The organism is Streptomyces hundungensis, from assembly GCF_003627815.1.
Taxonomy (GTDB): Bacteria; Actinomycetota; Actinomycetes; order Streptomycetales; family Streptomycetaceae; genus Streptomyces; species Streptomyces hundungensis_A.
This window is the reverse complement of record NZ_CP032698.1, coordinates 5,703,395-5,719,606: the sequence shown is the minus strand read 5'-3', so window position 1 is coordinate 5,719,606 and position 16,212 is coordinate 5,703,395. Positions and strand designations below refer to the sequence as shown.

11 protein-coding genes are annotated in these 16,212 nt (G+C 70.4%); 3 read left to right on the top strand and 8 right to left on the bottom strand.

Annotated features, from left to right (window positions below; all coding sequences use genetic code 11):
• Nucleotides 1-50: 50 nt before the first annotated feature.
• A complete protein-coding gene (locus tag DWB77_RS25315; protein ID WP_120723422.1) occupies nucleotides 51-2,270 on the top strand; it encodes a PIG-L family deacetylase in 2,220 nt (739 codons plus the stop codon).
• 75 nt (nucleotides 2,271-2,345) lie between these two features.
• Here the strand turns inward: DWB77_RS25315 and DWB77_RS25310 are convergent, their stop codons facing one another.
• The 3 genes from DWB77_RS25310 to DWB77_RS25300 are packed head-to-tail and all read right to left on the bottom strand — an operon-like array spanning nucleotide 2,346 to nucleotide 6,372.
• The gene (locus tag DWB77_RS25310) at nucleotides 2,346-2,783 is read right to left on the bottom strand and encodes a GtrA family protein (protein ID WP_120723421.1); all 438 of its coding nucleotides are present in this window, start codon (nucleotides 2,781-2,783) and stop codon (nucleotides 2,346-2,348) included.
• Complete coding sequence (locus DWB77_RS25305; protein ID WP_120728224.1) at nucleotides 2,783-3,772, bottom strand: glycosyltransferase family 2 protein; 990 nt, start codon at nucleotides 3,770-3,772, stop codon at nucleotides 2,783-2,785. Before DWB77_RS25305 ends, DWB77_RS25310 begins: the two co-directional genes overlap by 1 nt.
• 2 nt (nucleotides 3,773-3,774) lie before the next feature.
• Nucleotides 3,775-6,372, bottom strand: a complete 2,598-nt coding sequence (locus DWB77_RS25300) for a YfhO family protein (RefSeq protein WP_120723420.1) — start codon at nucleotides 6,370-6,372, stop codon at nucleotides 3,775-3,777.
• 302 nt (nucleotides 6,373-6,674) lie between these two features.
• Here DWB77_RS25300 and DWB77_RS25295 point away from each other — a divergent pair, with 302 nt between their 5' ends.
• Both DWB77_RS25295 and DWB77_RS25290 read left to right on the top strand, forming a co-directional pair.
• Nucleotides 6,675-9,545, top strand: a complete 2,871-nt coding sequence (locus DWB77_RS25295; RefSeq protein WP_120723419.1) for a bifunctional glycosyltransferase/CDP-glycerol:glycerophosphate glycerophosphotransferase — start codon at nucleotides 6,675-6,677, stop codon at nucleotides 9,543-9,545.
• Entirely contained in the window at nucleotides 9,542-10,708 is a 1,167-nt protein-coding gene (locus DWB77_RS25290; protein ID WP_120723418.1) for a glycosyltransferase, read from the top strand. The genes DWB77_RS25295 and DWB77_RS25290 overlap by 4 nt, the downstream gene beginning before the upstream one ends.
• Nucleotides 10,709-10,796: 88 nt before the next feature.
• On the opposite strand, the gene galE is transcribed toward DWB77_RS25290, so the two are convergent.
• The 5 genes from galE to rplU all read right to left on the bottom strand — a co-directional run bounded on the left by galE (nucleotide 10,797) and on the right by rplU (nucleotide 16,049).
• Entirely contained in the window at nucleotides 10,797-11,777 is a 981-nt protein-coding gene (gene galE / locus DWB77_RS25285; protein ID WP_120723417.1) for a UDP-glucose 4-epimerase GalE, read from the bottom strand.
• Between the two features lie 17 nt (nucleotides 11,778-11,794).
• Nucleotides 11,795-13,432, bottom strand: a complete 1,638-nt coding sequence (locus tag DWB77_RS25280) for a glycosyltransferase family 2 protein (RefSeq protein WP_120723416.1) — start codon at nucleotides 13,430-13,432, stop codon at nucleotides 11,795-11,797.
• A 438-nt stretch (nucleotides 13,433-13,870) separates the two neighbouring features.
• Entirely contained in the window at nucleotides 13,871-15,310 is a 1,440-nt protein-coding gene (gene obgE / locus DWB77_RS25275; protein ID WP_120723415.1) for a GTPase ObgE, read from the bottom strand.
• Between the two features lie 149 nt (nucleotides 15,311-15,459).
• Nucleotides 15,460-15,714, bottom strand: coding sequence for a 50S ribosomal protein L27 (rpmA, locus tag DWB77_RS25270; RefSeq protein WP_120723414.1), 255 nt, complete (start codon nucleotides 15,712-15,714; stop codon nucleotides 15,460-15,462).
• A gap of 14 nt (nucleotides 15,715-15,728) precedes the next feature.
• On the bottom strand, nucleotides 15,729-16,049 hold the full coding sequence (gene rplU, locus DWB77_RS25265; RefSeq protein WP_120723413.1) for a 50S ribosomal protein L21: 321 nt from the start codon (nucleotides 16,047-16,049) through the stop codon (nucleotides 15,729-15,731).
• Nucleotides 16,050-16,212: the final 163 nt, after the last annotated feature.

Below are 16,212 nucleotides of genomic sequence, written 5' to 3'. Positions count from 1 at the left end.
CGGACGCCCGGGGGACTCGGGGCACATGGATGCGACAAGGAGCGTGCCGAATGCCGTCGTCACCATCTCGCCGACGTCTGCTACAGGTCGCCGGGGGCGGCCTGGTGGCGGCGCCGTTGGCCTACGGCGGATGGCAGTGGCTGGCACCGCGGGGCGGGGGCGGTCTCGCGAGTCCGTCCACGGGGACGACGACGGGCAAGCCGGCGTCCGATTCGGCCAATCAGGCGTATCTGCATGTGATCGCGCACGCCGACGACAGCATCTACTTCATGAACCCCGACCTGGAGCAGTCGATACGCAGCGGCGCCCTGTCGGTGACGGTGTGCATGACGAGCGGCGAGTCGGACGGACGCAACGCGCCGGGCAAGTCACCGCAGTTCAAGACGGCGAAGACGGACCGGCCGGGTTTCGCGCGGGCGCGCATAAACGGGCTGCGGGCCGCCAACGCGATGATGGCGACGGGTGACGACAACAGCCCGTGGACGGTGGAGCCGGTGGAGCTGCTGCCGGGCTTCCGTTCCGAGCTGCACTATCTGCAATCGGCCCCCCATGTGCAGTTGATCTACATGGGGTTGTGCGAGGCGCGCTATGTGAGCGTGCCGCGCCCGGTGAGCCTGCGGGGTCTGTGGCTGGGCGCCGTCAAGGAGTTGCCGACGCTTCCGGGCACGGGCAGCACGGTGCGGATGCCGCGCGCCTATACGCGTGACCAGATCATCGACGCCCTGGTGGCGACGATCGCGCGGGTGGATCCGACGGTGATACGGACCCTGGATCCCACTCCCCTGCACGCGCCGCGGGAGACGGTGGCGATGATGAGCGCGCCGACGATACTGCGCGGTCTGAGCTATCTGGACCATCAGGACCACACCTCCTCGGCCCAGTTCATGCAGGCCGCCATGGAGCGGTACTGGGGCGGCGGCAAGCGGCGTGCGGCGTCGGTGTCCAGCTACATCGGCTACCCGACCAACTACACGCCGCCGTCGCTGGACGCGGCGACCACGCGGCGGACGGCCCAGTTGTTGAACGCGTACGGCTGGGTGGACCGCCGGGACTGCGGGGACGCCGCGGGCTGCGGTGACCTCAAGGTGGGGGCGAACGGGTTGAAGGGGGGCGGGGCCGGCTGGGCGCGCGGCACCCGTACCCGCGCGCCGGGCACCTCGCGTTGGCTGGCGCCGCTCAAGGACGGCCGGCTGGCCGCGTTCGCGGTGCTCAACGGCGCGGTGCGCTGCTGGGTGGAGCGCGAGGCCGGCAAGGGGCCCTGGGCGGGGCCGTTCGACGTGGTGGGCAGTGCGGGTGGTCCGCTGGATCCGCAGGTGGAGGTGGCGCGTCACCCTGATGGAACGCTTCAGCTGTTCGCCACGCGTACCGTGCTGCCGTTCAAGGGCCAAAAGCACCACAAGGAGTTGGTGTGCGTCCTCCAGAACGGTGTGGGCCCCGAGGGGGCGCCCACGTTCGGGGCGTGGTCGTCGCTGGGCACACCGGATGCGGCTCCCGAGAAGTCGTTGGAGACGGGCTATCCCGCGATCGCCGTCTCCCCGGACGGCACCGTGCACGTGCTGGCCAGGAACTGGGCGGGTGACATCGCGCTGCGCAGCGGCAAGGGCGGCAAGGGCTGGGGGGCGTGGCAATTGCTGGACCACCCGCCGGGCAAGGAGCCCGTGCACCCGCTGGTGGTGGAGGGCATCGACGCCCTTGTCGACACCTCGGGCCGCCTCCATGTGGCGGCTCCGACCGCCCAGACGGTGTTGCACTGGGTCTCTCCGGCCCCCGGCCAGGTGCCGAAGCTGTCGGCGCCGACGGGTCTGACGCCGTCGGGCAGCGCGGTGAGCCTGGTCGCGGACGGCAAGGGCGGCGCGCTCGCCGTCTACCGCCAGGCGGGCACCGCCCAGGTGGCGGTGGCTTCTCCCGAGGCCGCTCCGGGTGTGTCGGGCGTGGCGTGGAAGGTGGCGCGGCGCACTCCGGCGGGCGGCTACGGGCGGGTTTCGGCGTACCGGCTGAGCGGGAACGGCGGGGCGCTGGTGCTGGCGGCCAGGGACGAGCAGGGCCGGGTGGTGCCGGCGTCGGACGGCTCGGGCCGGCAGGCAGGCTGGGAGGCTCCGGGCGTGCAGTTCGTGGGGATACCGGGGATGGCGCAGGACGTGGAGGGCCGCGCGGTGCTGGCGGCGCTCGGTACGGACGGCCAGCTGTACGCGGCCCGGCAGTCGCGGCCGGGAGCGCAGTTCGGCGAGTGGGCGCCGGCGGGGCAGGAGAGCGCCGGCAGCCGCGTCTAGGGCCTGTCCTGAGGTATGCGAAAGGGGGCGGACACCGTGGGTGTCCGCCCCCTTTCGTCGTGGGGTGGTGGCCGCCTACTTGACCGGGATCTTCGGCGCGCCGCTCGGGGTCTCGTCCGTCTCGTCCGGCTCGGGCTGCTTGGGCACCAGGATCCGGCGCGACAGCACATAGGTGAAGGGGATCGCCACCACGGCGGCGACCAGCGGGGCGATCGTCTTGTTCATCCCGACCCAGTGCACCAGGGCGAACAGGCCTGCGCTCTGCACCACGAAGTTGGTGACGTTGGTGAGCGGGAAGAGCAGGAACTTCTTCCAGCTCGGCTTGGTGCGATAGGTGAAGTAGGTGTTGAGGAAGAACGAGCCGACCATGCTGAGCAGGAAGGCGATGGTGTACGCGACGAAGTAGGGCAGCTTCGCCAGGTGCAGCAGGGGCCAGTAGAAGGCGTAGAAGGTGCAGGTGTTGACTCCGCCGACGAAGCCGAATCTGATCACCTGCCCGAGCTGACTGGGCATCAGAGGACCTTGTCCCCCTGCTTGGAGCGGTACACCTCGCGGCGCTGGACGCCCTCGGGCTTGCCGGGGAAGCCGTGCGCCTCCTTGACCAGGAAGTGCGGGCGGCGCTTGGTCTCGTAGTAGATGCGGCCGATGTACTCGCCGATCAGGCCCAGCATCACCATCTGCACCCCGCCGAGGCCGACGATGATGGCGACGAGGGTGGTGTAGCCCGGCTGGCCCGGACCGTTGGTGATGGCGTCGATGACGATCCACAGCGCATAGGCGGCGCCGACCCCGGTCAGGAGCGCGCCGAGCCAGATCGCCAGGCGCAGCGGCCGGTTGTTGAACGAGATCAGGCCGTCCATGCCGTAGTTCAGCAGCGAGCCGAACTTCCACTTGGTCTCGCCGGCCTCGCGCTGGGCGTTCTGGTAGTCGAAGGTGACGGTGTCGAAGCCGATCCAGGAGAACAGGCCCTTGGAGAAGCGGTTGTACTCGCCGAGCGACAGCAGCGCGTCCACGGCGGGCCGCGACAGCATGCGGAAGTCGCCGACGCCGTCGGTGAGTTCGACGTCGACCCACTTGTTGACCGCGCGGTAGTAGATGCGGCTCAGGGCGGAGCGGACCTTCTTGTCGCCCTCGCGGGTGCGGCGGGCGATGATCTGGTCGTGGCCCAGCTGGTAGAGGTCCAGCATCTGCTCGATGAGCTCGGGCGGGTGCTGGAGGTCGGCGTCCATGATGACGACGGCGTCGCCGGTGGCCTCGCGCAGCCCGGCGAGCATGCCGGCCTCCTTGCCGAAGTTGCGGCTGAAGGAGACGTAGCGGGTGGCGTCGGGGTGGGTGTCGGCGAGCGCGCGCAGGTGCTGGAGCGTCTTGTCCCGGCTGCCGTCGTCCACGTAGCAGATCTCGTACTCGATCCCGAGGGCGTCGAGCACGCTGCGGGTCTTGGCGTCGAATTGGTCGATGACCGCTTCTTCGTTGTAACAGGGGACGACGACCGACAGCTTCATCATCAGTGCTTTCCGTTGGCAGAAGACGGGGAGGAGGAGCGGGACGACCGGGTGCGGACGGCGCCGCCGATCCCGACGGCGAGCAGCGCCACCAGGGCCAGCCCGCTCGCCAGCAGTCCGGGCTTCAGTCCGGGCGTCTGGAAGGAGCACGAGAGCCGGGATCCGCCGTCGCCGAGGTTGACGGCCATCAGCCCGCCAAGAGTACCGGGGGCTCGGGCGGGCTTGCCGTCGACCGAGCACTGCCAGCCGGTGACGGCCGGGGTGGAGATCACGACGGTGCCGGTGGTGCCCTCGCGGAAGGTGGCGTCGATGGTGTGGCCGCCGGCGGTGACCTTCACGGGCGCGGTCGCCTTGAGGTGGTCGACGGCGGCATCCAGCTTGGCCTGGTTCAGGCAGCCGACGGGAAACTGCGGGACGCCCTGCGCCTTGTGGGTGCCGAGCGCGACGGTGAAGGTGCCGCTCGCGGGGACGGTGCCGAGCGGCAGCAGGGTGTTGCTGGTCATGCTGTTGCGGCCGTGCTGTTCGGTGGTGGTGCCGAGGGCCTGGACGCTGCCCGCGTACCAGGGTCCGTACCAGTAGGCCTGGCTGCCGGGGGTGCAACGGGCGGTGAACGACGTCCACTTGGCGCCCTTGGCGTTGCCGGGCAGCCACCAGTCGTTGTAGCGCCCGGTCTTCGGGGTGGGGCCGCCGGCGGGGGTGAGGGCGGGCACGTCGTAGACGGTGGCGCCGAGCACGCGCTCCTGGCGGGCGAAGACCGAGGCGTCGTGGGTCTTGGCGTCGGTGGCGTTGCCGGGGCGCAGGGTGACCACGGGCGGGGCGGCCACCGCGTGCTGGGTGAAGCCGTTGCCGTTCTTGGCCCAGTCCAGATAGCTGCCGACGCCCATGATGGCGCGGCCGACGGGGTCGGTGAAGCTCAGGGTGTGGCGGCCCTGTATGTACCAGCCGGCGCCGAGGGCGTGCAGGGCCGCGGCGGTCTTCGCCGGGACGTAGCTGCTGTAGTACGAGCCGCCCTGGCCGCCGAGGAGCAGGGGGTCGTTGTTGGCGAACTCGTGCGGGCCGGGGTCGCTGCGGGTGGCGGGCCAGTCGTCGTGGGCGCGGACGGCGTCGCGGGCGGCGAGCGAGCGGGAGTCCAGGGTCCGCTTCGGCTGCCACCAGGCGTTGCCGTCGCGGATGACGGTGACGGCGAAGACGGAGTAGGCGGTCGACAGGAACACGCCGCACGCGAGCGCGCCGGTCAGCACGGTGCGCATCCGGCGGTCGTCGCGGTGGCGGTGCAGCAGGACCAGCAGCACCAGGGCGAGGATTCCGCCGCCGATGGTGAGGATCCAGGTGGCGCCCGAGGCGTAGGGACCGCGCAGGGCGACCAGCGCGACGACGGCGGTCACGGCGGCGCCGTACAGCAGTTCCCGGGGGCTGGGGCGGCGGGACAGCGCCAGCCAGGCGACCATCACCAGCATCGAGGTGAGGGCGATGGAGGCGCGGTAGGGGCTGCCGTTGGGCATGGCCAGGCCGTGCCAGAGCAGGATCGTCGGCGCCCAGATGTAGGAGAGGGCGACCAGGACGAGCAGCACGCACCAGGCGATGCGCTCCTTGCCCGGCACCCGTCGCATGAAGGGGAAGGCGAGGACGAGGAGCAGCGGCAGGATGCCGACGGAGATCTGCGGCGCGTTGCCGAGCAGCCCGCCGGGCAGCAGGTGCGCGAGGTAGTCCGTGGCGCCGGGCGCGCCCTTGTAGGAGGCGTCGGGGGCGGGCTGGGAGAGCTTGCTGGCCTTGAGGCCGACGGTGAGGACGGGGGCGGCGAGCAGCAGCCCGGTCGCGGTCATGGCGCCGGCCCGCAGCGCCACGTTCAGACGGTGGCGGACCGGGGTGTCCTCCAGGATCAGCCGGACGACGAAGACCAGGCCCATGCCGATGGTGGCCATGGCGGCGATGTAGAAGTTGCCGGCCCAGGCGGCGAAGACGAGCAGCGCGCCGGGGATCCAGTGGCGGCCGCGCAGGCACCAGTCGGAGGCGATGCCGAGCATGGGGAAGGCGGCCAGGCCCCACATCCACATGGGGTCGGAGAACCCGTCGGAGATCATCCAGGCGCTGACGGCGTAGCCGACCGAGAGCAGGGCGCGCAGCCAGGGCGAGCCGGGGCGCAGCCGGCCGAGGAAGACGGTCATCAAGAACGCGGCGAGGCCGACGCTCAACAGGGTGACCAGGAAGACCGGTATCTCGACCTGGTCGCGGGGGAAGAGCCCGACGAGCCAGGAGAAGGGGTTCATCAGATAGGTGAAGAAGTCCCCGAGGAAGGGGACGCCGAAGCCGCTGCCCCAGTTGAAGACGAGGTCACCGGAGGTGGTGCCGTGCATGAGGTCCCACAGGTGCGCGTGGAACGGCACGAACTGGTTGCCGAGGTCGTTGACGGCCCGCGAGCGCGACCCGAAGGGATACGTGCCGTGAACGGCCATCGCCAGACAGTAGGCGCCCATGGAGATCAGCGCCGAAAGGGTGGCGGCCAGCGTCTGGGCCCCGGGGAGCCGGGCCCCGAGGATCTTCCTGCGGGGGCGGCTGCTGTCTTCGGTCGTCGCCGGTTCCGCGGGGGAGGTTTTCAGCACCGTGCCTTCTCGTTCGCTCGCTCTGTGACTTCTTCGCCCGCAGTGTCCTGCCGCAGCGGCAGGACAGGGTCCGAGGAAAAGTATGACGTTCCCGACGGGCCTGCGCCGCCGGCACGGCCCTATCGGGAGATGACCGGGAGGGGGCCTTGGTTGCCCACTCCATTCTCACGGTTGCGTAACGAAGGGCTGAAAGGGGCGGCACGCCCGTTCCACAAACGGGCGACGGCCGCCCCGGGCGGCTGCCGAGGGGGGCGTGGATACCAGGTAGCGTTGAACCGCATGCCAAGCACAAAAGGATTGAGGTGCCAGTGCCTGACGTCTCTGTGATCGTCATCGTCTACAACGATGCCGATCGACTGCCGACGGCCGTCCAGTCCGCTTTGGACCAGACCCACAAGAGCGTCGAGGTCCTGATCGTCGACGATTGCAGCAAGGACCGCTCCTACGAGGTCGCCCAGGAGCTCCAGGCCGCGAACCCGGGACGGGTGCGGGCGTTCCAGCTGCCGCAGAACAGCGGTGGCTGTGGAGCGCCCCGCAACCACGGCATCTCCGAGGCCCTTGGCACGTACGTGATATTCCTCGACAGCGACGACGTGCTGGAGAAGAACGCCTGCCGGAACATGGTCGCCGCGGCCGAGCGCACCGGCGCCGACCTCGTCTCCGGCATGTGTGTGCGGGTGCACGTGGACAACCGGCACGGCAAGACCGTCGACTGGTACCCGTGGATCTATGCGACGAGCCGCACGCTCGAGTCGATCACCGAGATGCCCGACCTGCTGGTCTTCGACACCCTGTCCACGAACAAGTGCTACCGGCGTGACTTCCTCCTGGAGCAGGGACTGTCCTTCCCGGTCGGCATCCACTACGAGGACCTGCTGTTCTCCGCGCAGGCCTATGTCGCCGCGCGCCGCATCGCGCTGATCCCCAACCACGTGTACTCGTGGAACGTCGTGGAGAACTCCGCCGCGAAGTCGATCAGCAACCGGCGTCATGAGATCGCCAACTTCGTGCACCGCATGGAGATCCACCGGCGCGTCGACGAGCTGTTGGAGGAGAAGGGCTACGACGACCTCAAGTTCCGCAAGGACGTCAAGTTCCTCAAGCACGACCTCGTACTGCATCTGCGCGATCTTCCGTTGCTCGACGACGCCTACCGGCACGAGTTCGCGGAGCTCGCCAACAGCTACCTGGCGACGATCTCCCCGCAGGCCTACGCCGAGGTTCAGCCCATCCAGGCGATCTGCGCCTACCTCCTGGGCAAGGAGGACTGGACGAACCTGCTGCCGGCGGCCGACGCCCTCATCAGCGCCGGCAAGCTCTCCGCGCCGCTGGTGGAGAAGAACGGTCGGATCTATTGGTGCGCCGAGCACTTGGACGACCCCGAGGGCGCACGCATCCTCGATGTCACCGAGGCCGGCTATCACACCCGCCCGCTCAGCAAGCTGTCGCTGGGCAATCGCCTCACCTCCTACTCGGATGACGGCCATGGCAAGGTACGGCTCGGCGGTTCCGTGGTGAACCCGCTGGGTCGCGTCAAGCCCGGAGCGAAGCTGAGCGGCACCCTGGAGTTCCGCGCGCGCCGCACCAGCCTTCAGTCCTTCCGCTTCCCGCTGACCTCGCTGACCCACGCGGGGCGCACCCTCGACTGGACGGGCGAGGCGGACATCGCGCGCAAGCTGCGCCCGCTGGGCATCATCGACGTGGTCTGGGACGTCCGGCTCGACATGGACATCGACGGCGAGACGGTCTCCACCCGCGTCTCGGCCGGCGCCATCGACGTGAACTCGGGTCATGCGCTGCACATCCGACCTCGTCTGACGCGCCTGGTCTCCGACCGCATCGAGCCGTCCATCTCCAAGAAGGGCAACCTGAGTTACGTCCTGACGTCCTCGGGCGCGGCCTCCGTGCGCACCCAGGGCCTGATCGAGGAGGCCCTGCAAAGCAGGGCCGCCGGCGTCGCCAAGAAGGGCCTGCGCAGGGCCCGCCGAGTGAAGAAGGACCTCAACTCGGGCCACACCAAAACGCGCGTCTACCACGAGGTGCTCTCCAAGCTGCCGATCCGCAAGGGTCTGGTGGTCTTCGAAAGCCACATGGGCAAGCAGTTCAGTGACAGCCCGAAGGCGATCTACGACGAGATGCGCCGCCAGAACGTCGACTTCGAGGCCGTCTGGTCGTACGAGGGCGCCAAGCCGACCGGCTTCCCCAAGGACGCCACGCTGGTGCGGCGCTGGAGCTACCCCTATCTGCGGGCGCTCGCCCAGGCCGAGTTCTGGATCGACAACCAGGGCTTCCCCCCGGCGCTGACCAAGCGGCCCGGCACCACCTACATCCAGACGTGGCACGGCAGCGCACTCAAGCGGATGGGGTTCGACCTGCCGCAGATGAAGGTGCTCAGCCGTCCCGAACGGGAGCGCCACCAGCGGGGCCTGGACCGCTTCGATCACTTCCTGGTCCGCTCCGAGCACGACGTACGCACCCTGGCCCGGGGCTTCAGGCTGCGCGAGGACCGGCTGCTGCGCACCGGCTACCCGCGCAACGACGAGCTCGTCAAGGCCCGTGAGAAGGAGACCGAATCCGGTGCGCGCGAGCGGGGCCCGCTCGCCGCCGCCCTGAAGATCGATCCGGCGAAGAAGGTCCTGCTGTACGCGCCGACGTTCCGGGCCACGCCCCAGGGTTCGGTGCGCCGCTTCGAGCTGCCCTTCGACGTCGAGGCGTTCGCGGACCGGTTCGGCGACGACTACACGCTGCTGATCCGCTCGCACTACCTCAACCAGGTCGTGCTCCCGCCCTCGGTGCGCGGCCGCGTGATCGACGTTTCCCAGGGCTATGACATCTCGCCGCTCCTGGTCCTCGCGGACGGTCTCATCACCGACTACTCGTCGCTGATGTTCGACTACACGCTCCTGGACCGCCCGATGATCTTCTTCACGTACGACTACGAGGAGTACGCGGGCGAGACCCGCGGCACCTACTTCGACCTGCGGGAGAAGGCGCCGGGTCCGGTCGTCGCCACCGAGGCCGCGCTGTTCGCTGCGGTGGACGAGTTCAAGTCGGCGGACACCGAGTACGCCCGGGCGCGGGAGCTCTTCGCGGCCGAGTTCGGCGAGTACGACAAGGGCACTGCCGCCCAGCAGATCGTTGCCAAGTTCTTCACCCCCGGGAGCGGCAAGTGACCGAGCAGACCGCCAGGGACGGCGGCCGTGACATCTTCTTCGTCTCGAACGCCGTCAACGAGCTGGGCGGCGTCGCCACCTGGTCGCACCAGATGGCCGGGCTGTTCGCGGCCAACGGCAACCGGGTGCACATGGTTGGCATCACCCCGCCGAGTCACCCCTTCGAGCTCGGCGACGACCTGCCGTACCTGACGACGACGCTGTACGACGTCCATCCGCCGTCGGTGCCGGGCCCGCGTGGCCTCAGGGGCAAGCTGAACCTGGCCGAGCACCGCCGTCGCACGGCCCGTGCCGCCGGCATGCAGGCGCAGGCCGCCAAGCTCACCCGGATGTTCCAGCAGGCCGGGCCGGGAGCGGTCGTCATCGTCACGCAGGTGTGGGCGATGGAGTGGGTGGCGCTGGCCGACACCTCCAACGTCACGGTCATCGGCATGACCCACGAGTCGTTCGAGACGTGCCGCAGGTCCTCCCGGTTCGGGCGGGTCAAGCGGTTCTACAAAGACGTCGACCGGCTGCTCGCGCTGACCCGCGAGGACGCCGACCTGTGGGCCCAACAGAGGCTCGACAACGTCGACTTCATGCCGAACCCGCTGCCGTTCTTCCCCGAGACGCCCTCGGAGCGCACCACCAAGCACGTGGTGAGCATCGGCCGTCTCCACGAGGAGAAGGGCACCGACCTGCTCCTGGACGCCTGGGCCGAGGTCGCCCCGCGCCACCCGGGCTGGACGCTGCGGATATACGGCACGGGCTCCGACGAGGAGGCGCTGCGCCGCCAGTGCGGCGAGCTCGGTCTGGACGGTTCGGTGGAGTGGATGGGCCGCACCGACGACCCGGCGGGCGCGCTGAAGGACGGCGCGGTCTTCACGCTGGCCTCGCGCGGCGAGGGCTTCCCGCTCTCGCTCCTGGAGGCCATGGCGACGGGTGTTCCGTGTGTGGCCTTCGACGTGGCGCCCGGCATCCGCGAGATCATCCGGGACGGCGAGGACGGTCTGCTCGCGCCGCCCGGCAACACCCTGCTCTTCGCACGTCGCCTGGACTCACTCCTGGCCGACCAGGACCTGCGCGACCGGCTCGGAAACGCGGCCCGGAAGAACATCCAGCGCTACCGCACGGACGAGATCGTCCGGCGCTGGGAGGATCTGTTCGCGTTCCTGGAGCGCTGATCCACCGCTCGGGCCGTCAGCGTCCCGGACCTGTGCGAAAGGCCCCGCCGATCCGGCGGGGCCTTTCGTCGCTGGGGGGACGGCCGGGTCAGCCGTCGCGGTGGTGGCGCCAGCCGGACCAGGCCGAGGAGATCATCGAGCGGACGTCGTGGTGGGCCTTCCAGCCGAGTTCGGCGGCGATGCGGTCGGCGGAGGCGACGACGCGTGCCGGGTCGCCCGCGCGGCGCGGGTGGACCTCGGGGGCGATGCCCCGGCCGGTGATCTCGTTGATCAGGTCGACCATCTCGCGCACCGAAACGCCTTCGCCGCGGCCGATGTTGACGGTCAGGTCGCGGTACTCGCCGGCCTTGGCGGCCTCGGCGAGACTGCGGGCGGCGGCCAGGTGGGCGTCGGCGAGGTCCTCGACGTGGATGTAGTCGCGCACACAGGTGCCGTCGGGGGTGGCGTAGTCGTCGCCGAAGATGCGCGGCGGCTGCCCGTCCTCCAGCTTCTCGAACACCATCGGTACGAGGTTGAAGATGCCGGTGTCGGCGAGCTCGGGGGTGGCGGCGCCGGCCACGTTGAAGTAGCGCAGGCAGCCGGTGGCGATGCCGTGGGCCTTGCCGGCCGCGCGCACCAGCCACTCGCCGGCGAGCTTGGTCTCACCGTAGGGGCTCATCGGCAGGCAGGGCGTGTCCTCGGTGACGAGGTCGACGTCCGGCATGCCGTACACGGAGGCGGAGGAGGAGAACAGGAAGGTCCGCACGCCCGCGGCGGCGACCGCCTCCAGGAGGACGGTCAGGCCGAACACGTTCTCCCGGTAGTAGTGCAGCGGGATCTCGACGGACTCGCCGACCTGCTTCTTGCCCGCCAGGTGCACGACGCCGGTGACGGAGTGCTCGGCGAGGGTGCGGTCCAGGAGCTCGCGGTCGAGGACGGAGCCGACCACCAGCGGCACGCCCTGCGGCAGCCGGCCGGCGTCACCGGTGGAGAGGTCGTCGAGGACGACGACGCGCTCCCCCGCCGACGTCATGGCCCTCACGACGTGGGAGCCGATGTATCCGGCGCCGCCAGTGATCAGAAAAGTCATATGCGCGTCCACGTTCCTCATCGTCGCCTTGGTCGAGCCGTCCGGGCCAGTCTGCGCAGCTTCCCGCCGACCACCCCGAAGGCCCCCTGCACTCCGGGCGCGAGCCGTACCGCGAGCGATCCGCTCGACGTCCGGTACGGCTGCACCAGCAGAACACCGTACCGGCTGCCGGGGACGGCCGTGCGCCGCAGCCCGGCCGCCCGGGCCCGTGCGGTGGTGTGCGCGCCGGGTCCCGCGGGGGTGTTCAGACGGACCCGGAGGTCCCAGATCTGGGTGCCGCGCCCGCCGGCCGCCGCGAGCCGCGCGAGCGGCACGGGGACCTGCCCGCTCCAGCCTCCGTCACTCTCGCCCAGCGGCGCGGTGACGGTCAGGGCGCTCTCGCCGCCGTCCCTGGGCACGAACTCGACGTCCGCGCTCGTGGGGGCGCCGGCGGCCGCGAGCCGCCCGTACAGCTCGTGCACGCGCAGCTTGAGGATCCCGCGGCGGCCGGCGAGCAGGGTCGCGTCGACCGTGACGGGGAGCCGGTCGGCGGGCAGCGCCTCGAACCCGTCCAGCGTTACGTCGACGAGATCGTCGGCCCATACGGGTGCGGAGCCGTCGGCGGTGGCGTACGGCGGGGTGAGGCGGGCGGGGTCGGCGGCGAGCTGGGAGAGCCGGTCCAGGTCGCGGGGGTCGTCGGCGGCGAGCACGACGCGCGCGAGCCAGCGGGCCGGGGCGGCGGCCGCGGCGAGCTCGGCGGGCTCGAAGCCGGCGAGGTGGGCGCGGGTCAGCCCCCACCAGCGCGCCCGGTAGGCGGCGTCGCGTACGCGCAGCTCGCGCAGGTACAGACACAGGTCGTAGTCGACGAACTTGGTGCGGCAGGCGGCCGCGAGCGCGGGGCGCCCGGCGGCCCGGAACGCCTCGACGGCCTCGGTGTGGGCGGTGATGCGCGCCTGCCAGTTGGCGACGTCCGTGCGGGCGAGCGAGAGGGACACCTGGGCGGCGGCGCGGCGCACGTGCCAGATGTAAACCAGCTCGGGCACGACGGCGACGCGGGGGGCCGCGGCGTACACCCGGGCGGTGAAGACGAAGTCCTCGTACACGAACTTGCCGTCGGGGAACCGGATATGACGGTCCGTCAAGAAGTCGCGCCGGTACAGCTTGTTGACGCAGAGCGTGTCGTGCAGCAGGGCCGGCTCGTCCTCGGGCGACTCGTACACGGCCGCCTCCCGGTAGAGCGCGGGCTGCCAGCGCACATCGCGCCCGGCCGGCAGCTCACGGCGCACGGCGCGACCGACGGTGACCTCGGTGCCGTGCTTCTCGGCGGCGGCCAGGAGCGCCTCGACGGCTCCGGGGGGCAGCACGTCGTCGCTGTCGAGGAACATGACGTACGCGCCGGTGGCGGCGGCGATGCCGTCGTTGCGGGGGGTTCCGCAACCGCCGCTGTTCTCTGTGCGGCGCACGACGCGCAGCCGGGGTTCGGTGGTGGCCAGCTGGTCCAGGACGGCGGCCGTGCCGTCGCTGGAACAGTCGTCCACCGCTACGACCTCGGTGACGGCGTCTCCCTGGGCCAGGGCCGACCGTACGGCGGCGGTGATGAGACCGGCGTCGTTGTAGGCGATGACGACGACGCTCACGCGCGGGGGGTCGTTCGGGGAGGTAGCGCTCTGACTCACCCAAGAATCCTACGGGACCCCCACCCCCCGGGGCCTCCGCCCCAGGCCCCCTATCGCGCCTGAACGCCGCTCGTCCTCAACCGCCGGACGGGCTGAGGGTGCCCGATGCGGGCCAGCACCGACCCGCCAGGGGCGCGAGGAACTGCGCGACCAGCCACCCACGACCCGCACCCAAACAGGAGCGCCCTGGGGCTCCGCCCCAAACCCCGATCGCGCCTTAAGGGCGCTCGTCCTCAAACGCCGGACAGGCTGAAGGTGCCCCCGCACCGAGCAGCCAAGGGGCGCGGGGAACTGCGCGACCAGCCACCCACGACCGGCAGGATCGAGAGGGTCAAGGGGCGCGGGGAACCGCGCAGACCAGCCCGGTGGCCTCGGACCGCGCCGCAGAGCCCGGGCCCGGCCCCGGGGAAAGCCCCCGGGGAGCAGCCCGGCCCAGCCTCAGAAGGGGCCGAACTCCTTGAATTCCTGGTCCGCCTCGTCCCGCTCCGCATCCCGATCCCGCCGCCGCTGAGCCGCCGGACGCGGCGCCTCGAGGCGGTGGTCCTCACCACGACGACCCAGCATCTCCGCACCCGCCATCATCGTCGGCTCCCAGTCGAAGACGACCGCGTTCTCCTCGGGACCGATGGCCACGCCGTCGCCCGCGCGCGCACCGGCCTTCATCAGGGCCTCCTCGACGCCGAGGCGGTTGAGGCGGTCGGCGAGGTAGCCGACGGCCTCGTCGTTGTTGAAGTCGGTCTGGCGGATCCAGCGCTCCGGCTTCTCGCCCCGCACCCGGTAGACCTCGTTCACCTCGTCGAAGGCGACGGTGAAGCCCGCGTCGTCGACGGCGCGGGGCCGGATGACGATACGCGTCGACTCCTGCTTGGGCTTGGCCGCACGCGCCTGCGCGACGATCCCGGCGAGCGCGAAGGACAGCTCCTTCAGGCCCGTACGGGCGACGGCCGAGACCTCGAAGACCTGGTAGCCGCGGGCCTCCAGGTCCGGGCGGATCATCTCCGCGAGCTCCTGGCCGTCCGGGATGTCGATCTTGTTGAGCACGACCAGGCGCGGCCGGTCGTCGAGACCGCCGTACTGCTTGAGCTCCTCCTCGATCATGTCGAGGTCGGAGACCGGGTCGCGGCCGGACTCCAGCGTGGCGGTGTCCAGGACGTGCACCAGGACCGAGCAGCGCTCGACGTGGCGCAGGAACTCAAGGCCCAGGCCCTTGCCCTGGCTGGCGCCGGGGATCAGGCCGGGGACGTCGGCGATGGTGTAGACGGTGGAACCGGCCGTCACCACGCCGAGGTTGGGGACGAGCGTCGTGAACGGGTAGTCCGCGATCTTCGGCTTGGCCGCGGAGAGCACCGAGATCAGCGAGGACTTGCCGGCGCTCGGGTAGCCCACCAGGGCGACGTCGGCGACGCTCTTGAGCTCCAGGACGATGTCGGCGGACTCACCGGGGACGCCGAGCAGCGCGAAGCCGGGGGCCTTGCGGCGGGCGGAGGAGAGCGCCGCGTTGCCGAGGCCGCCGCGGCCGCCCTGGCCCGCGACATAGGTGGTGCCCTCGCCGACCAGGTCGGCCAGGACGTTGCCCTGCTTGTCGAGGACGACGGTGCCGTCGGGCACGGGCAGGACCAGGTCCTGGCCGTCCTTGCCGGAGCGGTTGTCGCCGGCGCCGGGCTGGCCGTTGGTGGCCTTGCGGTGCGGCGAGTGGTGGTAGTCGAGGAGCGTCGTCACGGACTGGTCGACGACCAGGGTGACATCGCCGCCACGGCCGCCGTTTCCGCCGTCCGGGCCGCCCAGCGGCTTGAACTTCTCACGGTGGACGGAGGCACAGCCGTGGCCTCCGTTACCCGCGGCGACGTGCAGCTCGACGCGGTCCACGAAGGTGGTCATGGGATGTGCCTCCTGAGGCCCCCGGGCCTTTGTCGGGCTGGGGGAAGATACGGGGATGTCTATTCTGTAACACGCGAAAGGCGGACCCGCTTCCCGAAAGGGAAGTGAGGTCCGCCTCCGCTGGAATCGCTCTACAGATGCCTAAGTGATCAGGCAGCCGGAACGATGTTCACGACCTTGCGGCCACGGTGGGTGCCGAACTGCACCGCACCGGCCTCCAGCGCGAACAGGGTGTCGTCGCCACCGCGACCGACGCCCGCGCCCGGGTGGAAGTGGGTGCCGCGCTGGCGGACCAGGATCTCACCGGCGTTGACGGTCTGGCCGCCGAAGCGCTTGACGCCGAGCCGCTGAGCGTTGGAGTCGCGACCGTTCCGAGTGGACGATGCGCCCTTCTTGTGTGCCATGTCTCCTCAGTCCCTTACTTCGCAGCCGTGGGGATGCCGGTGACCTTGATCGCCGTGTACTGCTGGCGGTGGCCCTGGCGACGGCGGTAACCGGTCTTGTTCTTGTACCGAAGGATGTCGATCTTGGCACCCTTGTGGTGGTCCACGATCTCGGCGGTGACCTTGATCCCGGCCAGCACCCACGGGTCGCTGGTCACGGCGTCGCCGTCGACAACGAGCAGGGTCGAGAGCTCGACCGTGTCGCCAACCTTGGCAGTGGAAATCTTGTCAACCTCAACGATGTCGCCGACAGCAACCTTGTGCTGGCGACCACCGCTGCGCACGATGGCGTACACGCGGATCTCTCTCTCGCTCGATACGGGACCCTTGAAGCCAGCCTTCCCGCAGAAAGCAGGGGGCCTCCCCCGGCGGACCGGGAGGTGAGGTGCTCAGGGGCAGGCGCGTATATAAACACGCCGAAGGACAAGGCTACGGGGCCGGACGTGGCGGGTCAAACCA

Bases quoted from the DNA above. Each gene is read 5' to 3' on its own strand.
- DWB77_RS25305 (WP_120728224.1), bottom strand. From the start codon at position 3,772: ATGAAGCTGTCGGTCGTCGTCCCCTGTTACAACGAAGAAGCGGTCATC.
- rpmA (WP_120723414.1), bottom strand. From the start codon at position 15,714: ATGGCACACAAGAAGGGCGCATCGTCCACTCGGAACGGTCGCGACTCC.
- DWB77_RS25315 (WP_120723422.1), top strand. From the start codon at position 51: ATGCCGTCGTCACCATCTCGCCGACGTCTGCTACAGGTCGCCGGGGGC.
- DWB77_RS25310 (WP_120723421.1), bottom strand. From the start codon at position 2,783: ATGCCCAGTCAGCTCGGGCAGGTGATCAGATTCGGCTTCGTCGGCGGA.
- galE (WP_120723417.1), bottom strand. From the start codon at position 11,777: ATGACTTTTCTGATCACTGGCGGCGCCGGATACATCGGCTCCCACGTC.
- obgE (WP_120723415.1), bottom strand. From the start codon at position 15,310: ATGACCACCTTCGTGGACCGCGTCGAGCTGCACGTCGCCGCGGGTAAC.